The 17,221-nt window shown below is 68.5% G+C and carries 18 protein-coding genes; 6 read left to right on the top strand and 12 right to left on the bottom strand.

From position 1 onward, the window contains the following. Window positions 1-29 precede the first annotated feature (29 nt). Entirely contained in the window at window positions 30-3,596 is a 3,567-nt protein-coding gene (locus ACFPN1_RS06645; RefSeq protein ID WP_386754064.1) for a ligand-binding sensor domain-containing protein, read from the top strand. A 42-nt stretch (window positions 3,597-3,638) separates the two neighbouring features. Here the strand turns inward: ACFPN1_RS06645 and hemE are convergent, their stop codons facing one another. The 4 genes from hemE to ACFPN1_RS06625 form a co-directional block, all read right to left on the bottom strand. Further along, the gene (gene hemE / locus ACFPN1_RS06640) at window positions 3,639-4,709 is read right to left on the bottom strand and encodes a uroporphyrinogen decarboxylase (RefSeq protein ID WP_386753966.1); all 1,071 of its coding nucleotides are present in this window, start codon (window positions 4,707-4,709) and stop codon (window positions 3,639-3,641) included. 188 nt (window positions 4,710-4,897) lie between these two features. After that, window positions 4,898-5,152 (bottom strand): hypothetical protein, encoded by a 255-nt coding sequence (locus ACFPN1_RS06635; RefSeq protein ID WP_386753965.1) that lies wholly within the window; start codon window positions 5,150-5,152, stop codon window positions 4,898-4,900. Between the two features lie 54 nt (window positions 5,153-5,206). After that, window positions 5,207-6,343, bottom strand: coding sequence for a 3-dehydroquinate synthase (aroB, locus tag ACFPN1_RS06630; RefSeq protein WP_386754063.1), 1,137 nt, complete (start codon window positions 6,341-6,343; stop codon window positions 5,207-5,209). A gap of 5 nt (window positions 6,344-6,348) precedes the next feature. Continuing rightward, window positions 6,349-6,891, bottom strand: coding sequence for a shikimate kinase (locus ACFPN1_RS06625; RefSeq protein WP_386753963.1), 543 nt, complete (start codon window positions 6,889-6,891; stop codon window positions 6,349-6,351). A 109-nt stretch (window positions 6,892-7,000) separates the two neighbouring features. Here ACFPN1_RS06625 and ACFPN1_RS06620 point away from each other — a divergent pair, with 109 nt between their 5' ends. Genes ACFPN1_RS06620 through ACFPN1_RS06610 form a run of 3 tightly spaced genes read left to right on the top strand, consistent with a single transcriptional unit; the run spans window position 7,001 to window position 8,655 of the window. After that, on the top strand, window positions 7,001-7,204 hold the full coding sequence (locus ACFPN1_RS06620; protein ID WP_386753962.1) for a dodecin family protein: 204 nt from the start codon (window positions 7,001-7,003) through the stop codon (window positions 7,202-7,204). A gap of 54 nt (window positions 7,205-7,258) precedes the next feature. Next, the gene (pdxH, locus tag ACFPN1_RS06615; RefSeq protein ID WP_386753961.1) at window positions 7,259-7,861 is read left to right on the top strand and encodes a pyridoxamine 5'-phosphate oxidase; all 603 of its coding nucleotides are present in this window, start codon (window positions 7,259-7,261) and stop codon (window positions 7,859-7,861) included. Next, window positions 7,858-8,655: a cobalamin-binding protein gene (locus ACFPN1_RS06610; protein ID WP_386753960.1), complete on the top strand. Its 798-nt coding sequence runs from the start codon at window positions 7,858-7,860 to the stop codon at window positions 8,653-8,655. The genes pdxH and ACFPN1_RS06610 overlap by 4 nt, the downstream gene beginning before the upstream one ends. Before the next feature lie 43 nt (window positions 8,656-8,698). Here the strand turns inward: ACFPN1_RS06610 and ACFPN1_RS06605 are convergent, their stop codons facing one another. From ACFPN1_RS06605 to ACFPN1_RS06595, 3 genes are all read right to left on the bottom strand, one after another. Continuing rightward, window positions 8,699-9,187 carry a DUF4426 domain-containing protein gene (locus tag ACFPN1_RS06605; RefSeq protein WP_386753959.1) on the bottom strand — a complete coding sequence of 163 codons (489 nt, stop codon included), beginning with the start codon at window positions 9,185-9,187 and terminating at the stop codon, window positions 8,699-8,701. 13 nt (window positions 9,188-9,200) lie between these two features. Then, window positions 9,201-10,073, bottom strand: coding sequence for a pyrroline-5-carboxylate reductase (gene proC, locus ACFPN1_RS06600; protein WP_386753958.1), 873 nt, complete (start codon window positions 10,071-10,073; stop codon window positions 9,201-9,203). Window positions 10,074-10,134: 61 nt separating this feature from the next. Continuing rightward, window positions 10,135-10,815 carry a YggS family pyridoxal phosphate-dependent enzyme gene (locus ACFPN1_RS06595; RefSeq protein ID WP_386753957.1) on the bottom strand — a complete coding sequence of 227 codons (681 nt, stop codon included), beginning with the start codon at window positions 10,813-10,815 and terminating at the stop codon, window positions 10,135-10,137. 145 nt (window positions 10,816-10,960) lie between these two features. On the opposite strand from ACFPN1_RS06595, the gene ACFPN1_RS06590 reads away from it, so the two are divergent. Both ACFPN1_RS06590 and ACFPN1_RS06585 read left to right on the top strand, forming a co-directional pair. Continuing rightward, window positions 10,961-11,998 (top strand): type IV pilus twitching motility protein PilT, encoded by a 1,038-nt coding sequence (locus ACFPN1_RS06590; protein WP_386753956.1) that lies wholly within the window; start codon window positions 10,961-10,963, stop codon window positions 11,996-11,998. Between the two features lie 168 nt (window positions 11,999-12,166). Then, window positions 12,167-13,297, top strand: coding sequence for a PilT/PilU family type 4a pilus ATPase (locus tag ACFPN1_RS06585; RefSeq protein ID WP_386753955.1), 1,131 nt, complete (start codon window positions 12,167-12,169; stop codon window positions 13,295-13,297). Between the two features lie 144 nt (window positions 13,298-13,441). Here ACFPN1_RS06585 and ACFPN1_RS06580 read toward each other — a convergent pair whose 3' ends face one another. The 5 genes from ACFPN1_RS06580 to ACFPN1_RS06560 all read right to left on the bottom strand — a co-directional run bounded on the left by ACFPN1_RS06580 (window position 13,442) and on the right by ACFPN1_RS06560 (window position 17,148). Beyond that, window positions 13,442-13,687: a hypothetical protein gene (locus tag ACFPN1_RS06580; protein WP_386753954.1), complete on the bottom strand. Its 246-nt coding sequence runs from the start codon at window positions 13,685-13,687 to the stop codon at window positions 13,442-13,444. Between the two features lie 69 nt (window positions 13,688-13,756). After that, on the bottom strand, window positions 13,757-14,656 hold the full coding sequence (locus ACFPN1_RS06575; RefSeq protein ID WP_386753953.1) for a DUF72 domain-containing protein: 900 nt from the start codon (window positions 14,654-14,656) through the stop codon (window positions 13,757-13,759). 20 nt (window positions 14,657-14,676) lie between these two features. Further along, a complete protein-coding gene (locus tag ACFPN1_RS06570) occupies window positions 14,677-14,826 on the bottom strand; it encodes a hypothetical protein (protein WP_386753952.1) in 150 nt (49 codons plus the stop codon). A 67-nt stretch (window positions 14,827-14,893) separates the two neighbouring features. Then, a complete protein-coding gene (locus ACFPN1_RS06565) occupies window positions 14,894-15,454 on the bottom strand; it encodes a DNA-3-methyladenine glycosylase I (protein ID WP_386753951.1) in 561 nt (186 codons plus the stop codon). Then, window positions 15,454-17,148 (bottom strand): dipeptidyl-peptidase 3 family protein, encoded by a 1,695-nt coding sequence (locus tag ACFPN1_RS06560; RefSeq protein ID WP_386753950.1) that lies wholly within the window; start codon window positions 17,146-17,148, stop codon window positions 15,454-15,456. The genes ACFPN1_RS06565 and ACFPN1_RS06560 overlap by 1 nt, the downstream gene beginning before the upstream one ends. Window positions 17,149-17,221: the final 73 nt, after the last annotated feature.

Here is a 17,221-nt window from a genome sequence, read left to right as displayed (position 1 = left end):
GCCGTTCGCGCTGCGTCCGATCTGCAGGGATGTGGTGTGTGGCCGTGCTTGCGGCGTGCTTCGCGACGATGGCGCAGGCGGGTTTTCCGGAAACACCGCGATTGCGCCAGTTCACCGTCGTCGATGGCCTGCCGTCCAACCACATCAACGGCATGGCCGAAGACCGTTCGGGCTACCTGTGGATCGCCACCAGCGACGGCCTGGTGCGCTACGACGGCGTCGACTTCCGCACCTGGCGCGTCGAACAGGGGCTGCACGACAACTTCGTCTGGTCCGTGCATGTCGATGCGCGCAATCGCGTGTGGTTCGGCACGCACCAGGGCGGCCTGGGCGTGATCGATCCGCAGCGGCGCGGATTCCGCTATTACGACCGCCGCAACACGCCGGCGATGGCGAGCGACGACGTGTGGGCGGTGACATCGACGCCGGACGGCGCGGTCTGGTTCGGCACCGCGGATGCCGGGCTGTACCGCATCGACGCGGACGGCAGCCAGGTCGCGCGTTTCATGCCGCGGGCGAACGATCCGCGCAGCCTGCCGCACGTGAGCGTCGTGCGGCTCGTCGTCGCCCCGGACGGCACGCTGTGGGTCGGTACGCAGGGCGGTGTCGCGCGCTGGACCGGCCGGGATTTCGAGCGCGTGCCGGCCGAGGCGCTGAATTCGCCCGTGGTCAGCGGACTGACGATGGAGCGCGACGGCACGCTGTGGATCGGCACGCCCGAAGGCGTCAGCGTGCGTCGCCGGGACGGCACGTATGCGAAGTCGCCGTGGTCGCAGCGCGCCGGCGAGGGCAAGGTACTGCACGTGCTCGCGCACGATCGCAGCGGGCTGTCGTGGCTGGACGTGCCGGCCGGCCTCGGCATGAACGGCAACGGCCGCATCGAATCCGTGCCGCTGTACAGCACCACGGCCAACGGCCCGGTGCGACCGTCGTGGGTCGGCGCGCACGAGGACCGCGAGGGCGGTCTGTGGTTCCTCAGCTACAACAACGGCCTGTGGTACCTGCCGGCGAACTGGCGGCGCTTCCCGGTGTTGTCGCGCCGCGCCGATGCGACCGATTCGATCGCCAACGCGCATGTGCGCGGCATCGCAGCGTCCGCCGACGGCAGCATGTGGCTGGTGGGAAGCGGCGGCGCCCTCGACCGGCTCGATCCGGAGACCGGCGCCGTGGTCCACGTCGCGCGCGACGCCGGCAACGGCTACGTGCTCGCCGGCGTGCTGGAGGACCGGAAGGGTCGCGTGTGGACGAGTTCGCAACTCGGCATCGCGCGCATCGATCCGCGCACCGGCGAGACCGTGCGCTGGAACAGCAGCGATGCCGTCGATGCCGCGCTGTTCGGCGAAGCGCGTTTCGCGCAGACCGACGACGGCACCGTGTGGATCGCCACCGACCGCGACGTGCAACTGCGCGACGAGGACGGCCACGTGCAGCAGTCGCTGCGTGCGGGCCAGGGCGGCCTGCCGGCCGACGTCTACATCGAACAGATCGGTCGCGGCCCGGATGGCGCGGTGTGGCTGGCCACGTCCGGCGGTCTGCTGATGTGGAACGCGGGCGCGCGGCGTTTCGAACCCGTGCCGGGTGCGGAGCGCCGGCACGTCTACGGATTTGCGATCGGCGAAGGCGAACGCGTGTGGCTCGCGCGCTTCGGTGGCGTCGAGGCGCAACACTGGGACGGCGCCGCGTTGCGTCTCGAAACTACCGTCGACACCCGCAACGGCTTTCCCGCGCTCGAACCCGCCGGCCTGGTCGTGGATCTCACCGGGCGCATCTGGCTGACAAGCGCGCGCGGCCTGATCCGCGTCGATCCCGCCGATCGCTTGGTGCGCATCTTCGGCGTGCGCGACGGTCTGCCCGGGCAGGAATTCGAGGAAGCGCCGGTGGTGCGTCCCGGCGATGGACGCATCCTCGCCGGTCTCAGCGAAGGTCTGGTCATCTTCGATCCGGCGGTGGTCAAGGGCCGCGGTCCGACGCCCACGCTGGTCGTCGAATCCGTCGATGTCGTGCGCGGGGACCGGCGGATGTCGCTGGAACCCGACGGCGTGCGGATTGCGCACGACGACCGCGACGTGCGCTTCGTCGCGCGGCTGCTCTCGTTCAACGACGCGCGCAACCACGTCTACCGGTTCCGGCTGGATGGCTACGACACGGACTGGGTGGAGACCGGCAGTTCCGGCGAGCGCGTCTTCTCGCGCCTGAAGCCGGGCCGTTACCGCCTGGAAGTGCAGGCCCGCGCCGCGGACAACCTGTGGTCGCCGGTGCAGGCGATCCATTTCGAGGTATTGCCGCCGTGGTGGCGCAGCGCCTGGGCAACCGCGCTGTTCTGTCTCGCAGGCGCTGCGCTGACCTGGCTGGTGGCGGCGCTGTACCGGCAGAAACTCAGGCGTCGCCACTCCTGGCAGCTCGCACAGCAGAAGCGCGAGCTAGCCGAGCAGGCCTCCCACGCCAAGACGCGGTTCCTCGCCACGCTCGGCCACGAAGTGCGCACGCCGATGACCGGCGTGCTGGGCATGAGCGAACTGTTGCTGGGCACCTCACTGAACCCGCAGCAGCGCGGTTACGTCGGCGCGATCCGTGGTGCGGGCGAACACCTGCTGCGGCTGGTGAACGATGCGCTGGACCTGGCGCGCATCGAATCGGGCAAGCTGGAACTGGCCGACGAGGCCTTCGACCTGCACGCGCTGATGGAGGAACTCGCGGCCCTGGTGGCACCGCTGGCGAAGCAGCGCGGCCTCGCGTTCGCGATGTCGATCGCGCCGGACACGCCGCGGCACCTGCGCGGCGACGTGGCGCGCGTGCGCCAGATCCTGCTCAACCTGCTCGGCAATGCGGTGAAATTCACCGAGCACGGTCGCGTCACGCTGGGCGTGTCGAAGCAGGCACCGGACGGAATGTGCTTCGAAGTCGCCGATACCGGCCCCGGCCTCAACGCTGAGCAGAAATCGCGCCTGTTCCGCCGCTTCGAACAGGCCGAAGGCGCACGCACCAGCGCGCGCTACGGTGGCAGCGGACTGGGGCTGGCGATCAGCCAGGAACTTGCCGCGGCGATGGGCGGCCGCATCGACATCGACAGCGCGCCCGGCGAAGGCACGCGCTTCAGCGTGCGCCTGCCGCTGCCGGCGGCGGTGTTGCCGGCGATCATCCGCGAGGAGGAGAGCGCCCAGCCCTCGTCGCCCGGCAGCCTGTCGTTGCTGCTGGTCGAGGACGATCCCACGGTCGCCGACGTGCTGGTCGGGATGCTGCGCCTGCTGGGCCATCACGTCGTGCACGTGCCGCACGGACTGTCGGCGCTGGCCGCCGTCGCCACCACACCATTCGATGCGGCCCTGCTCGACCTCGACCTGCCCGGCATGGACGGTCTGGCGCTGGCGCGGCAGTTGCGCATCCAGGGCTTCGCGGCGCCGCTGGCCGCAGTGACCGCGCGCGCCGATGTCGGGGCCGAGCCGGAAGCCGTGGACGCCGGCTTCGACCGCTTCATCCGCAAACCGATGACGCTGAAGATGCTCGCGGCGCTGCTGCAGGAGCTGGTCCCGCCGGGATCGCGTGGCGCAGCCTATGGCGATGCGGAGGCGCGCATCATCGACGAAGCCGGCGCCTGAGGCCGCGGTGGCATCGCGCCACCGCGGCGGGGTCGCACCGGCTCAGCGCTTGCTGAGGGTGTGCACGGCTTCGACGAGCGAGGCGACATGCTCGGGCTGCATGTCCGGCGACAACCCGTGGCCGAGGTTGAAGACGTGGCCCTCGCGCGAGCCGTTGCCGTCGCGGTAGCTGTCGAGGGCGCGACCGACTTCGCGGCGGATTGCGTCGGGCTGCGCGTACAGCGTGACCGGATCGAGATTGCCCTGCAGCGCGACCTTGCCGCCGGCGCGGCGCGCGGCGTCGCCCAGTTCGATCGTCCAGTCCACGCCCACGGCTTCGGCGCCGCTGGCCGCGAGTTCTTCGACGTAGGGCGCGTTGCCCTTGCCGAACAGGATCAGCGGTGCACGCTCGATGCCTTGCCCGCGCGGCAGTTCCCGCGCGATGCGCTGCAGGTAGCGCAGCGAGAACTCGCGGTACATCGACGGCGACAGCACGCCGCCCCAGGTGTCGAACACCTGCAGCGCCTGCGCGCCGGCCTGGTGCTGTGCGGAGAGGTAGGCGATCACCGCGTCGGTGGCGACGTCGAGCAGTTTGTGCATCGCCGCCGGATCGTTGAGCGCGAGCGACTTCACCTTCGAATAGTTGTCGCTGCCGCCGCCTTCGACCATGTAGCAGGCGAGCGTCCACGGCGAACCGGAGAAGCCGATCAGCGGCACCGAACCATCGAGCTCGCGACGGATCGTGCGCACCGCGTCCATCACGTAGCGCAGGTCGGTTTCCATGTCCGGCACACCCAGACGCGCGATGTCGGCGGTCGAGCGGATCGGGCGTTCGAACTTCGGACCTTCGCCTTCCGCGAAGTACAGGCCCAGGCCCATCGCGTCGGGCACGGTGAGGATGTCGGAGAACAGGATCGCCGCGTCGAGCGGGAAGCGGCGCAGCGGTTGCAGCGTGACTTCGCATGCGAGGTCGGGGTTCTTCGCCATCGCCAGGAAACTACCGGCCTGCGCGCGCGTGACGCGGTATTCGGGCAGGTAGCGGCCGGCCTGGCGCATCAGCCAGACGGGCGTGCAGTCGACGGGTTCGCGGCGAAGGGCGCGGAGGAAGCGGTCGTTCTTGAGGGGGGAGGACAAGTTCGGATTCCTTGCGGGTGGTTTTTCGAGCCGTTCGTCCTGCGTAGTGCCGCAGGCGCGGAGTCGAAGGAAATGCAGCGCGTGACGTCGCGAGAGTCCTTCGACTTCGGCGCTGCGCGCCTACGCTTCCTTCGACTTCGGCGCTTCGCGCCTACGCTCAGGACGAACGGTTGTCGGGTCGGCGGCGTTCACTTCGGCGCTTCCACGCCTTGCGCGAACATCAACTGGAAGCCGCGCTTGAGCTGCTGGTCGCGCGCATGCTCGAGCGCCGCCAACGCGGCCGCCTGGTCGAGGAAGACTTCGCGACGCACCGTGCTGCGGCCGCCGATCTGCCCGGTCTCGCGCAGCAGTTCCCAGCCGCCGAGCAGGTCGGGTTGCAGCATCAGCTGCACGAAGCGTGGCGCTTCGTGGCCCTGGGGACGTTGTTGCAGGAGCAGGCGCATGGGACGCGCATTGTACCGGCACGCATGGCCCGCCCGGCGCCGGGTACGCTGGCGTCAGGCGCCGGCCGCGGCGTCGAACACGGCACGGACCGCTTCCTCGCCGACGCCCGACACGACGTGCGCCGACCCGGGTCGCTCCCACAGGACGAAGCGCAGGCCGTGGGCATCGGCCTTCTTGTCCAGGCGCATCCGGGCGATCAGCGCGCGCGCATCGAGACCGCCCGGCAGCCGGGTCGGCAGGCCGAAGCGCAGCAACAGGTCCTGCAGCCGGTCGCCGTGATCGGCCGGCGCCAGGTCCAGCAGCGTCGACAGCCGAGCGGCCAGCACCATGCCGATCGCGACGGCCTCGCCGTGGTTGAGCGCATCGCGGCCCACGCCCGCATAGCCCTGCTCGGCCTCGATCGCATGGCCGAAGGTGTGACCGAAATTGAGCAGGGCGCGCTGCCCGTGCTCGTAGGGATCGCGCGCGACCACGTCCGCCTTGAATTCGCAGCAACGGGCGATGGCCTCGGCCAGCGCGGCGTCGTCGCGCGCGAGCAGGGCATCGGCGTGCGCTTCCAGCCATACCAGGAAATGCGCATCGAAGAGGGCGCCGTACTTCACCACCTCGGCCAGGCCCGCGCGCAGTTCGCGATCGGGCAGGGTGCGCAGCACCGTGGTGTCGGCGATCACTGCGCGCGGCGGGTGGAAGGCGCCCACCAGGTTCTTGCCCTGCGGCAGGTCGACCGCGGTCTTGCCGCCGACCGAGGAGTCGACCATCGCCAGGAGTGTCGTCGGCACCTGCACGCAGTCTATGCCGCGCATCCAGCAGGCCGCTGCGAATCCGGCCAGGTCGCCCACGACGCCGCCGCCCAGCGCGAGCACCGTGGCGTCGCGCGTGGCGCCGAGCGCCGCCAGCGCATCGAGACATTCGGCGAAGCGGGCGAGGGTCTTCTCCTGTTCCCCTGCCGGCATCACCCAGCGGGACAACGTCAGTTGCGGCTTGGCGGCATGCAGGAGCGCGGCTGCGCGTTCCGCGTACAGCGGCGCGACATGGCTGTCGCTGACGATGAGCGCGTGGCGGCCGCGCAGCACCGTGGCGAGTCGCTTCACGTTGTCCGGATGGGCCGCGTCGAGCAGGCCCGGGCCGATGGTGATGGCGTACGGCACGTCGCCGGCGACGTCGACGGTGCGGTGCGTCGGGTGATGCAGGAGGTTCATGCGGCGGCTCCGGTGCGCTGCCAGTGCTGCGCCAGCCGTGCGGCCAGTTGCAGCGCAGCGGCCTGTGCGTCCAGATCGCCGGGGGCGTAGGTCAGGTCGGCGACTTCGGCGTACAGCGGCGTGCGGGCGTCGGCGAGTTCGCGCAGCACGCGCTCGCGGTCCGGGCGCGCCAGCAGCGGGCGCGACCGGTCGCCGGCCAGGCGGCGCAGTTGCTGGTCGACCTCCGCCTGCAGGTGCACGACGAAGCCGCGCTGGCGCAGCAGCGCGCGGTTGCCGGCATCGAGCACGCAGCCGCCCCCGGTCGCCAGGACCAGGCCGTCGCGGCGCAGCAGGGCGGCGAGCATCGCGCGCTCGCGGGCACGGAAGCCGGCTTCGCCTTCGCGCTCGAACAGTTGCGCGACCGTCGCCCCGGCGTCGCGTTCGATCTCGTGGTCGGCGTCCACCAGCGGCAGGCCGAGCAATCCGGCCAGGTGGCGGCCGACCGAAGTCTTTCCGGCTCCCATCGGGCCCACGAGGATCAGGTTGCTGGCGGGGTTCATCCCGGGATTCTAGCCGTCGGCTTAACAGGCCGCGGCGTAGCGTCGCGCTTTCGTCATTGCCGCTTCGCATTTGCTCGCCGGCCCGACCGGCCTAATCGGAGAAGTCGCCATGTCCGTCGCCAAGATCATCGAGCTCAATGCCGCCTCCAAGACCAGCATGGAGGACGCGGTGAGGGCCGGGCTGAAGAAGTGCGCCGAGTCGGTAAAGAACATCAAGGGCGCGTGGGTCAACGAGATCAAGGTCGTCACCGACGACAACGGCACCGTGGTCGAATGGCGCGTCAACCTGCGGGTGACCTTCGTGGTGGAGTGAGCGGAGCGCGCGCACGCGGGTGACAGCCCCGGCAGCGCCCGCGACAATGGCCGCATGACTGCCCATCCCCTGTACGCGGAAGCCCTCGCCACCTTCGACCAGCTCTTCGACGAGGCCCTGGCGGCGGGCGAGCCCGATCGCACCGCCATGATCGTGGCGACAGCCGGACTAGACGCCCGGCCGTCGGCGCGCACCGTGTTGCTGAAAGCCCACGATGCGCGCGGCTTCGTGTTCTACACGCACCTGGACGGGCGCAAGGGCCGCGAGCTGCAGGCCAATCCGCATGCCGCGCTGCTGTTCCACTGGCCGCGGGTGCGCAACGGCGTGCAGGTGCGCATCGAGGGTGGCGTGGAAATCGTCGCCGACGCGGAAGCGGACGCGTACTTCGCCACGCGTCCGCGCGGCAGCCAGCTCGGTGCCTGGGCGTCGAAGCAGTCGGAGACACTGGACTCCCGCGAGACGTTCGAACAGCGCCTGGCCAAGGCAGAAGCCGAGTTCGAAGGTCGCGACGTGCCGCGCCCGCCGCGCTGGGGCGGTTTGCGAATCAAGCCGGAGAAGGTCGAATTCTGGTTCGGCGCCGACTTCCGCCTGCACGAGCGCTGGCTGTACGAACGCAACCGCGCCGGCGACTGGACCAAGCGGATGCTGTATCCGTGAGCCGCGGTCCGCAGCGCATCGTCTGCCTCACCGAGGAACCCACCGAAGTCCTGTACGCGCTCGGCGAGCAGCAACGCATCGTCGGCATCAGCGGCTTCACGGTGCGCCCGGCCACCGCGCGCCGCGAGAAGCCCAAGGTCAGCGCGTTCACCTCGGCGAAGATCGGCGAAATCCTGAAACTGCGGCCCGACTTCGTCATCGGCTTCTCCGACATCCAGGCCGACATCGCCGCCGAACTGATCCGGCACGGCGTGGAGGTGTGGATCAGCAATCACCGCAGCGTCGACGGCATCCTCGACTACGTGCGCCGCCTGGGCGCGCTGGTCGGTGCCGGCGATCGCGCCCAGGCGTATGCGGACACGCTGCAGCAGGGACTGGCCGCGATCGAACGCGAAGCCGCGCGGTTGCCGCGTCGCCCGCGGGTGTATTTCGAGGAGTGGGACGAACCCTTGATCACCGGCATCCGCTGGGTGGCAGAACTCGTCCGCATCGCCGGCGGCGACGACATCTTTCCCGAGCGCGCCGCGGAACCGCTGGCGAAGCAGCGCATCCTCGAGGATCCGCATGAGGTCGTGCGTCGCGCGCCGGACATCATCTTCGGTTCGTGGTGCGGCAAGCGGTTCCGGCCGGAAAAGGTCGCGGCGCGCGAAGGGTGGGCCTCGATCCCCGCGGTCCGCGACGGCGAACTGCACGAGATCAAGTCGCCCGTCATCCTCCAGCCCGGTCCCGCGGCACTGACCGATGGCATGCGCGAGATGGCCGAACGCATTCGCCGATGGGCGGAGAAGGCGTAATCCGGCTGGACATCCTCCGTGATCGCGCTGTCCCCGACGGCGGCTATTGCCGGTAGAACTCGCGGCTGAACTGCAGCGGCGTGGCCGTCCCGCCTTCGGGGACAACCATCAGCTCGAAGCGCAGCGTATCGGGCAGGTCGGTGTCCAGGGTGCCGATGTAGTCGAGCAGCTCTGCGCCGGAACCCGACGTCGGATCGCCGCTGCGCAGTTCGCGCAGGGCGATCGCCTGGCGCTGCCCGCTCAGGTTGGTGGCCGTGGCGGTGATCTTCGCCGGCACGGCGACTTCCTGCCCGGCCTCGCCCCGGCGCACGCCGACCAGCAGCAGGACGGTCCTGTCGCCGCGGGCGATGCCGTAGCGATCGGCCACCGCGGCGGCGAGCGTCGAAGTCGGCACGGCGGTCGCACGGATGGTGAGGTCGCCGCTGCGGGCGACGGCCTCTTCGGGCGCGGCGGTCGCGGGCCGCGGTGCATTCCCGCCGCCGCAGGCGGACAGGGCCAGGGCGAGCAACAGCACGAAGGCAAGGCGGCGCATGGCGCTACTCCCGTCAGTCGTTGGCGGCGGACAGCTGGCGTCCGCGTTCGGTCGCGGCGCGGATCGCGCGCGAAACCAGTTCGCGGAATCCGCCGGCTTCGAACGTCTCGATCGCCGCCTGGGTGGTGCCGCCGGGCGAGGTCACGCGGCGGCGCAGTTCGGACGGCATTTCGTCGTTCTCGAGCAGCATGCGCGCCGCACCGAGGATGGTCTGCTGGACCAGCGTGCGCGCGGCCTCGCCCGACAGGCCCTCGGCCTCGCCGGCGGCCTGCATGGCCTCCGCCAGCAGGAACACGTAGGCCGGCCCGCTGCCCGACACGGCGGTCACCGCGTCCATCAGGGCTTCGTCCTCGATCCACACGTTCCGGCCCGCGGCTTCCAGCAGATCCGCGGCGCGCGTGCGCTGTGCCGCGTCCACCCGGTCGTTGGCGAACAGGCCGGTCACGCCTGCGCCCAGGAGCGAGGGCGTATTGGGCATTGCCCGCACCACGGCGATGTCGCCGCCGAGCCAGCGCTCGAGCTGGGCGGCGGTGATGCCGGCGGCGATCGACACCACCAGCGGCCGCGTCGCCCGGGCCACAGGCGCGAGGGCCTCGCACACTTCGCGCATCACCTGCGGTTTCACCGCAAGGACCCACGTAGTCGCATCGGCCGTTGCCGTCGCGTTGTCGGTGAAGCTGTGGATGCCGAAATCGCGGGCCAGTGCATCGCGCAACCCGGCGACCGGCTCCGCAACGCGAATGGCCGAGGCGGAGACGCCACGGGCGACCAGCCCGCCGATCAGGCTGCGGGCCATGTTGCCGCCGCCGATGAAGGCAACCGTGCCGGAGGCGAAGGAGTGCGATGGAGTCGACACGGGTGAACCGTTCAGTGGAGGGCGTGGCATCGTAGCCCGGGCGCCGTGGCGCGCGAAGTCCGCGCATTGCCGGAGCGGATGAATCGCGGCTTCAACCCTTGTGCGGTCGCGCCCCGAACAGGGCCGTGCCCACCCGCACCATCGTCGCGCCTTCGGCGATGGCGACTTCGAGATCGTCGCTCATGCCCATCGACAGGGTATCGATCTCGCGATGGCGCGCGGCGAGCGTGTCGAACAGTTGCCGCGCGCTGCGGAACGCCGGCCGGCGCGCCTCGACGTCGTCATGCGGGGTCGGAATCACCATCAGGCCGCGCAGGCGCAGGCGGGGCAACGCGACGATCGCGTCGGCGAGCGCCGCGACCTGGTCGGGACGGCAGCCATGCTTGCTGGCCTCGTCATCGATGTTCACCTGCACGAGGGCATCGAGTGGCGCCTGTTCAGGCGGGCGGTGCCGGTCCAGCGCCCGCGCAAGACGTTCGGAGTCGACGGTCTGGATCCAGTCGAAGGTCCGGGCGGCTTCCCTGGCCTTGTTCGACTGCAGGTGGCCGATCAGGTGCCACTCCAGCCCCAGCGGCTGCAACGCGGCGTGCTTGAGCATGGCTTCCTGTACGTAGTTCTCGCCGAAGGCGCGCTGGCCCTGGCCTGCCAGTTCGGCAATCGCATCGGCCGGCTGGGTTTTGCCGACTGCCAGCAGTCGCGGCACTGGCCGTCCGGCGGCGCGGGCCGCGTTTTCTATCCGGTGTAGGGTGTCGTGCAGGGCGTGCGTGAGCACGTTCGCAGTTCTCGCTCGGGGCCCGAAAAGGGGCTGGTTTTACGGCAGGGGGAGGGGGCTATACTGCCTCGCGGGGTATAACCGTTCCAGCATTCCGCCGGTACGTTGCAACAACCCATTCCGTTGGCTGTGCAGGGGAGCACGCATGGATATCGCCGAACTACTGGCGTTCTCGGTCAAGAACAAGGCTTCCGACCTGCACCTGTCGGCCGGCCTCCCGCCGATGATCCGCGTGGACGGCGACGTCCGCCGCATCAACATTCCCGCGCTGGACCACAAGCAGGTCCACGCGCTCGTCTACGACATCATGTCGGACAAGCAGCGGCGCGATTACGAAGAATTCCTCGAGGTCGACTTCTCGTTCGAGATCCCGGGCCTGGCGCGCTTCCGCGTCAATGCGTTCAACCAGAACCGCGGCGCCGGTGCGGTGTTCCGTACCATTCCGTCCGAAGTCCTGACGCTGGACGACCTGGGCTGCCCGCGCATCTTCCGCGAACTGATCGACCAGCCGCAGGGCCTGATCCTGGTGACCGGCCCGACCGGTTCGGGCAAGTCGACCACGCTGGCGGCGATGCTCGACCACATCAACAAGAACGAATACGCGCACATCCTCTCGGTCGAGGACCCGATCGAATTCGTCCACACCTCGCAGAAGTGCCTGATCAACCAGCGCGAGGTGCACCGCGACACGCACGGCTTCAACGAAGCGCTGCGCTCGGCGCTGCGCGAAGACCCCGACTACATCCTGGTCGGCGAATTGCGCGACCTGGAAACCATCCGCCTGGCGCTGACTGCCGCGGAAACCGGCCACCTGGTGTTCGCCACGCTGCACACCTCGTCCGCCGCCAAGACGGTCGACCGCATCATCGACGTGTTCCCGGCCGGCGAAAAGCCGATGGTCCGCTCGATGCTGTCCGAGTCGCTGCGCGCGGTGATCTCGCAGGCGCTGCTGAAGAAGGTCGGCGGCGGCCGTACCGCGGCCTGGGAAATCATGGTGGGCATCCCCGCCATCCGTAACCTGATCCGCGAGGACAAGGTCGCGCAGATGTACTCGGCGATCCAGACCGGCCAGCAGTACGGAATGATGACCCTCGACCAGCACCTGCAGGACCTGGTCAAGCGCGGCCTGATCCTGAAGCCGCAGGCGCGCATGTATGCGAAGGACAAGCGGTTGTTCGATTAAGGCCGGGAATCGGGAATCGGGAATCGGGAATCGGCAATAGTTAACAGCAGGAGAGCCGGAAGTCGGAAATATCGCGAATCGGAATCCGTTAGCCCCAGAGCTCGTGCTTTGCTCCTAACGATTCCCGATTGCCGAATCCCGATTCCCGGGCTCCGCAGGAGCCCAAACATGAGCACCATCGACTTCACCTCCTTCCTCAAGCTGATGGCGCACCAGAAGGCGTCGGACCTGTTCATCACGGCCGGCATGCCGCCTTCGATGAAAGTCCACGGCAAGATCTCGCCCATCACGCAGAACCCGCTCACGCCGCAGCAGAGCCGCGACCTCGTCCTCAACGTGATGACGCCGCAGCAGCGCGAGGAGTTCGAAAAGACCCACGAGTGCAACTTCGCGATCGGCGTGACCGGCGTGGGCCGCTTCCGTGTCTCGTGCTTCTACCAGCGCAACCAGGTCGGCATGGTGCTGCGCCGCATCGAGACCAAGATCCCGACCGTCGAAGAGCTGAACCTGCCGGCGATCATCAAGACACTGGCGATGACCAAGCGCGGCATCATCATCTTCGTCGGCGCGACCGGTACCGGTAAGTCGACCTCGCTTGCGGCGATGATCGGCTACCGCAACATGAATTCGACCGGCCACATCATCACCATCGAGGACCCGATCGAATTCGTGCACAAGCACGAAGGCTGCATCGTCACCCAGCGCGAGGTCGGCATCGACACCGACAGCTGGGATGCGGCGCTGAAGAACACCCTGCGCCAGGCGCCCGACGTGATCATGATCGGCGAGGTGCGCACCCGCGAAGGCATGGACCACGCGATCGCTTTCGCGGAAACCGGCCACCTGGTGCTGTGCACCCTGCACGCGAACAACGCCAACCAGGCGATGGATCGCATCATCAACTTCTTCCCGGAAGACCGTCGCCAGCAACTGCTGATGGACCTCTCGCTCAACCTCAAGGGCGTGGTCGCGCAGCAGCTGATCCCGACGCCGGACGGCAAGGGCCGCCGCGTGGCGATGGAAATCCTGCTCGGCACCCCGCTGGTGCAGGACTACATCCGCGACGGCGAGATCCACAAGCTCAAGGAAGTGATGAAGGAATCCGTGCAGCTGGGCATGAAGACCTTCGATCAGAGCCTGTTCGAGCTGTACCAGGCCGGCGAGATCTCGTACGAGGACGCGCTGCGCTACGCCGACTCGCAGAACGAAGTGCGCCTGCGCATCAAGCTCGCGCAGGGCGGCGACGCCAAGACCCTCTCCCAGGGACTGGACGGCGTCGAAGTGGCGGAAGTGCGCTAGGCGATCGACGACGCCGGAAGGAACGGAAAGCCGGGCCCCGCCCGGCTTTTTGTTGCCTGCAACTTGTCGCCGGGAGCGAGGTAAGGCCCACCCATCCGGAGCCTCGAGCCATCGCGCGATGTAGCAACTGCCGCTGCCAAGCGCTCAGGTCGTCGGCCGTCCGGGCGGCTCGGACAGGAGCCCCCGTTCCCGCAGGATGGCATTGATGCGATTGACGACATATTCGTCGTCGTCCGCGCCGGTCACCGACAGGATCGTGTCGGCGTAGCCGTTGCAGTAGGCGACCAGTTCGTCGAATCGTGTGAGCAGGTCCTGTTCGAAGCCGTCGATCAGGGCATCGAGCTCATCGCGTCGCTTGAAAGCGAATTTCCCCGCGCTGGAAACGCCCATGTGCACCTCCCTGTATCGCGGCTGCCCTGAATCCTCCCGGAAAGTCGCGCCGCCTGCGTTAAGAGAACGTCACGGCGCCTCCGGCACCACCAGACGCGCCTCGTCGGCCAGGACCGCCGCCAGATCCCGTGCGTCGAAGGGGGCATGCACCTTGGCGTCGTTGTCGAAATAGCAGTAGACGTCGCGAAACCCCCGCCTGCGCGGCTGCAGATCGCTGGCCTTGCGCGCGTCCCGCGGTTCGCCGCCCGCGGACCAGGCGCGGACCCGACCCGCCCACTTTTCCAGCGCCGCGGACGTGTATCCGCTGACGTACAGTTCCCTGTCGCCGTGCAGTCGGATGTAGACGAAATCGGCGGTGACGTCTTCGAGCAGCGGCCAGCGGCCGGCGGTGTCGGCAATGACCAGGGCGATGCGGTGGCGACGCAGCAGCCGGATGAAGGCCGGATCGCGGAAGCTCTCATGGCGTATTTCGACGGCGTGACGCAGGTGGCGATTGCGCTGCCGCGGCAGGGCGGTGCGTCCGCGCATGCGCGAGCGTTCCCGGCGTCGCGCCAATGCAAGCGCCGCATCCGTGTCCTTCGGCAGGGCGGCGAAGAACGGCTCCAGGCGTTCCTCGTCGAAGCGGAAGTTGGGTGGAAACTGCCACAGGATCGGTCCCAGTTTCGCGCCCAGCGACAGCACGCCGGACGCCAGGAAGTTGGCGAGCGCCGGCTCGAACCCGCGCAACCGCAGCAGGTGCGTGATGTAGCGCGGTCCCTTGACCGCGAACACGAAGTCGTCGGGCGTCTGCTCGCGCCATGTCCGCCAGCTGTCGGGCGATTGCAGCGAATAGAACGAGCCGTTGATTTCAATGCTGGGAAATGCACGCGACGCGTATTCCAGCTCGCGGCGCTGGGCCAGCCCGCGGGGATAGAACACGCCGCGCCACGGCGCGTAGCGCCAGCCGGAAATGCCGATGCGGATGGCCACGCGGAATGGTCGGCGGCGGGTCAGTGGCGCTTGAAGTACTGCACTTCGCGCTCGTGCTTCTCGGCGGCTGCGCGCGTCTGGAACGTGCCGAGGTTGCGGCGCTTGCCGGTCCTGGGATCCTTTTTGCGCGAGTAGAGGCGATAGCCGCCGGACGGGAGCTTGCGGATCACGATGCGTCTCCGGACGGGAAGACCATCAACGCACGCGTACGGTGACCGCCGCGTGCAAGCCGCCTGCTCAGCCGGCGCGTGCGCGCCGCCAGGGCGGATCCAGTGCGGCGATCACGGCGAACACCGGGCAATCCGGACGATGCGTGCCGGCGAGATATCCCAGGCTCATCAGGAATTCGTTGGTGATTTCGCCGCCGGTGAAACGGAAGGTCTTCCTGAAGAGCTTCACCCAATCCGCCTTGTCGCGCACGGCCGCACCATCGGCGACGTGCGCATCGAGCCACGCGGCGAAGCTGCCGTGCGACGCACGCAGTTGCTGGATCACCCGCGCGTTGTGGATGGCCGCGTCGATCTTCAGACGGTTGCGGATGATGCCGGCATCGGCCAGCAGCCGCTCGCGATCGCGCTCGCCGTAGGCGGCGACCTTGTCGACGTCGAAGCCGTCGTAGGCGCGGCGGAATCCGTCGCGCTTGCGCAGCATCGTCTCCCAGCTCAGTCCCGCCTGATTGATCTCGAGGATCAGGCGCTCGAACAGCACCGCTTCGTCGCGGCTCGGGAAGCCGTATTCGGTGTCGTGGTAGGGGCCATGCAGCGGATGGCCCCGCGCGAAGTCGCAGTAACCCGACATCAGCGGGTCGCGGGCGTGGCGTACTGCGTCAGGCCGAGCACGTCCAAGCCCTGTTCGAAGCGGATGTCCACGGGGATCTTCGCTTCCTTCAGCTTCGCCAGGTCGGCGGCGAGCTCCGGCTTGATCACGCCCAGCGTATCGGTCATGCGCTTGGCCTCGGCATAGTCGCCGTCGCCCTGCACCGTGAGGAGTTTGCCGCTGAGCGAATTCATCGCGGCGCGCATCTTGTCGAAGTCGACGCGGTAGCGGCCATTCGCATCGCGGCTGAAGGCGCCCGCGTCGGCGAAATAGTTGAAGCGCAGCATGTTGGCCTTGCCGTGCGCGTCGGCGGCGCCGAAGCGCACCGAACGCAGGATGCCGGCGAGGAAGGTGACGTAGTTGTCCATCAGCTTCGCCTTGTCCAGTTCGCCCTTTTCGGCGAGCGCGTCGATCATGTACAGGCCGAGGATGTCCGCCTTGCCTTCCTCGAAGCTGGATGCGTAATCCTTCAGCGCCTCGTCGACCGTGCCCTTGCCGTCGATCGTCTTCTTGATCCCCAGGCCATGGGCCACTTCATGGAACATCACGTCCTCGAAGAAGGCGTCAAAGGTGACGTGCGGGAGCTGGTCTTCGGCGATCAGCTGCTTCGCGATCGGCACGAGGATGGCGTCGAACTTCGCCCGCATGACGTTTTCCAGTTGCAGGCGTCGCGTGCCCTTGGCCAGCTGCACCTCCTCGTCATTGGGAAGGTTGATGGCGATCGTCTTCGCACCGACGTTGGCGTCGCCGGCGTAGTACACGGCCTCGTACGCGTTCAGATCGGCCTTCGCGCCGGGCTTTTCCGCCTTGTATTTCGCATCGACCGGCAGTCCGCGCTGCAGTGCGGGCAGGTAGCCGGCGTAGCGGGCGAGCTTCTTGCTCCATTCGGCGTCCTTGATGAGCACCAGGCCTTCGTATGCGGCCTTGTAACCGAACAACTGGTCCTCGTAGGTCTCGATCGGACCGATCACGATGTCGACCGGATTGGTCTTCATGTCCATCCAGGCCATGTCGCTCGGGCGGAAGTCGTCGCTCAACAGGGCGTCGGCGCGCATGCGCAGGTAGTCGGCGAAGCTCTGATCGCCGCTGAGCTCGGCCGCTTCGCGCAGCAGCGCTGCGGTGCGTTCCAGTTCGGCCTTGTATTCGACGTGGTACGGCACCGTGACCAGCTTGCCCGTCGCGTCGCGGCGCAGCAGCGTGTAGTTGGAGGTCTTGTCGGGCAATGCGGCGGCCTCGAATTCCTCCTTGGTCATGCCGACCGGATAGAAGGCGGCGCCCGGCGGACGCGGCTTGATGCCGGGGATGAGGGGCGTGTCTTCGTTCAGGCGATCCCAGGGGCCGAAATTGAGGGTCACCAGTTCGCGCGTGGCTTCGTCCGGCGCCTGGGCGAGCAGGGCGGCGCGGTCGCCGCCCCAGTTCTGCTTCCAGGCGAGCTCGTTCATGAGGTCCGCCGCCTGGATCAGTTTGGCGACCATGCGCTGCGTGCGTTCGTCGAGATGCGAGAGATCGGCCTTGAGCGGCACCGTCGCATAATCGCCGGCATGGGCCTGCGCATACGATCCGGTGGCCGGCGCGGCGGGCGCGGACGGTTCCTGCGGCGCTGAAGGCTTGCAGGCGGACAAGGCCAGTGCGGCGAGGCAGCCGAGGACGAGCGGGCGGAGATCCGGTGCGGTCATGGCGATGTCATTCGAAGGGAAAGCCGCCATCGTACGCCCTGCGCGGTCCCGCCCGTCAGCTGGCACGCAGGGG

Origin of the sequence: Lysobacter yangpyeongensis, from assembly GCF_042655745.1 — a bacterium.
GTDB classification, from domain to species: domain Bacteria; phylum Pseudomonadota; class Gammaproteobacteria; order Xanthomonadales; family Xanthomonadaceae; genus Agrilutibacter; species Agrilutibacter yangpyeongensis.
The sequence above is the reverse complement of the archived record's forward strand: the minus strand, read 5'-3'. Positions and strand labels throughout refer to the sequence as shown.

Coding starts and splice junctions, on each gene's coding strand:
- ACFPN1_RS06580 (WP_386753954.1), bottom strand. CDS start 13,687: ATGGGCGTTTCCAGCGCGGGGAAATTCGCTTTCAAGCGACGCGATGAG.
- ACFPN1_RS06585 (WP_386753955.1), top strand. CDS start 12,167: ATGAGCACCATCGACTTCACCTCCTTCCTCAAGCTGATGGCGCACCAG.
- ACFPN1_RS06620 (WP_386753962.1), top strand. CDS start 7,001: ATGTCCGTCGCCAAGATCATCGAGCTCAATGCCGCCTCCAAGACCAGC.
- proC (WP_386753958.1), bottom strand. CDS start 10,073: ATGCCACGCCCTCCACTGAACGGTTCACCCGTGTCGACTCCATCGCAC.
- pdxH (WP_386753961.1), top strand. CDS start 7,259: ATGACTGCCCATCCCCTGTACGCGGAAGCCCTCGCCACCTTCGACCAG.
- ACFPN1_RS06565 (WP_386753951.1), bottom strand. CDS start 15,454: ATGTCGGGTTACTGCGACTTCGCGCGGGGCCATCCGCTGCATGGCCCC.
- ACFPN1_RS06635 (WP_386753965.1), bottom strand. CDS start 5,152: ATGCGCCTGCTCCTGCAACAACGTCCCCAGGGCCACGAAGCGCCACGC.
- ACFPN1_RS06625 (WP_386753963.1), bottom strand. CDS start 6,891: ATGAACCCCGCCAGCAACCTGATCCTCGTGGGCCCGATGGGAGCCGGA.
- ACFPN1_RS06590 (WP_386753956.1), top strand. CDS start 10,961: ATGGATATCGCCGAACTACTGGCGTTCTCGGTCAAGAACAAGGCTTCC.
- ACFPN1_RS06605 (WP_386753959.1), bottom strand. CDS start 9,187: ATGCGCCGCCTTGCCTTCGTGCTGTTGCTCGCCCTGGCCCTGTCCGCC.
- ACFPN1_RS06645 (WP_386754064.1), top strand. CDS start 30: ATGTGGTGTGTGGCCGTGCTTGCGGCGTGCTTCGCGACGATGGCGCAG.
- ACFPN1_RS06560 (WP_386753950.1), bottom strand. CDS start 17,148: ATGACCGCACCGGATCTCCGCCCGCTCGTCCTCGGCTGCCTCGCCGCA.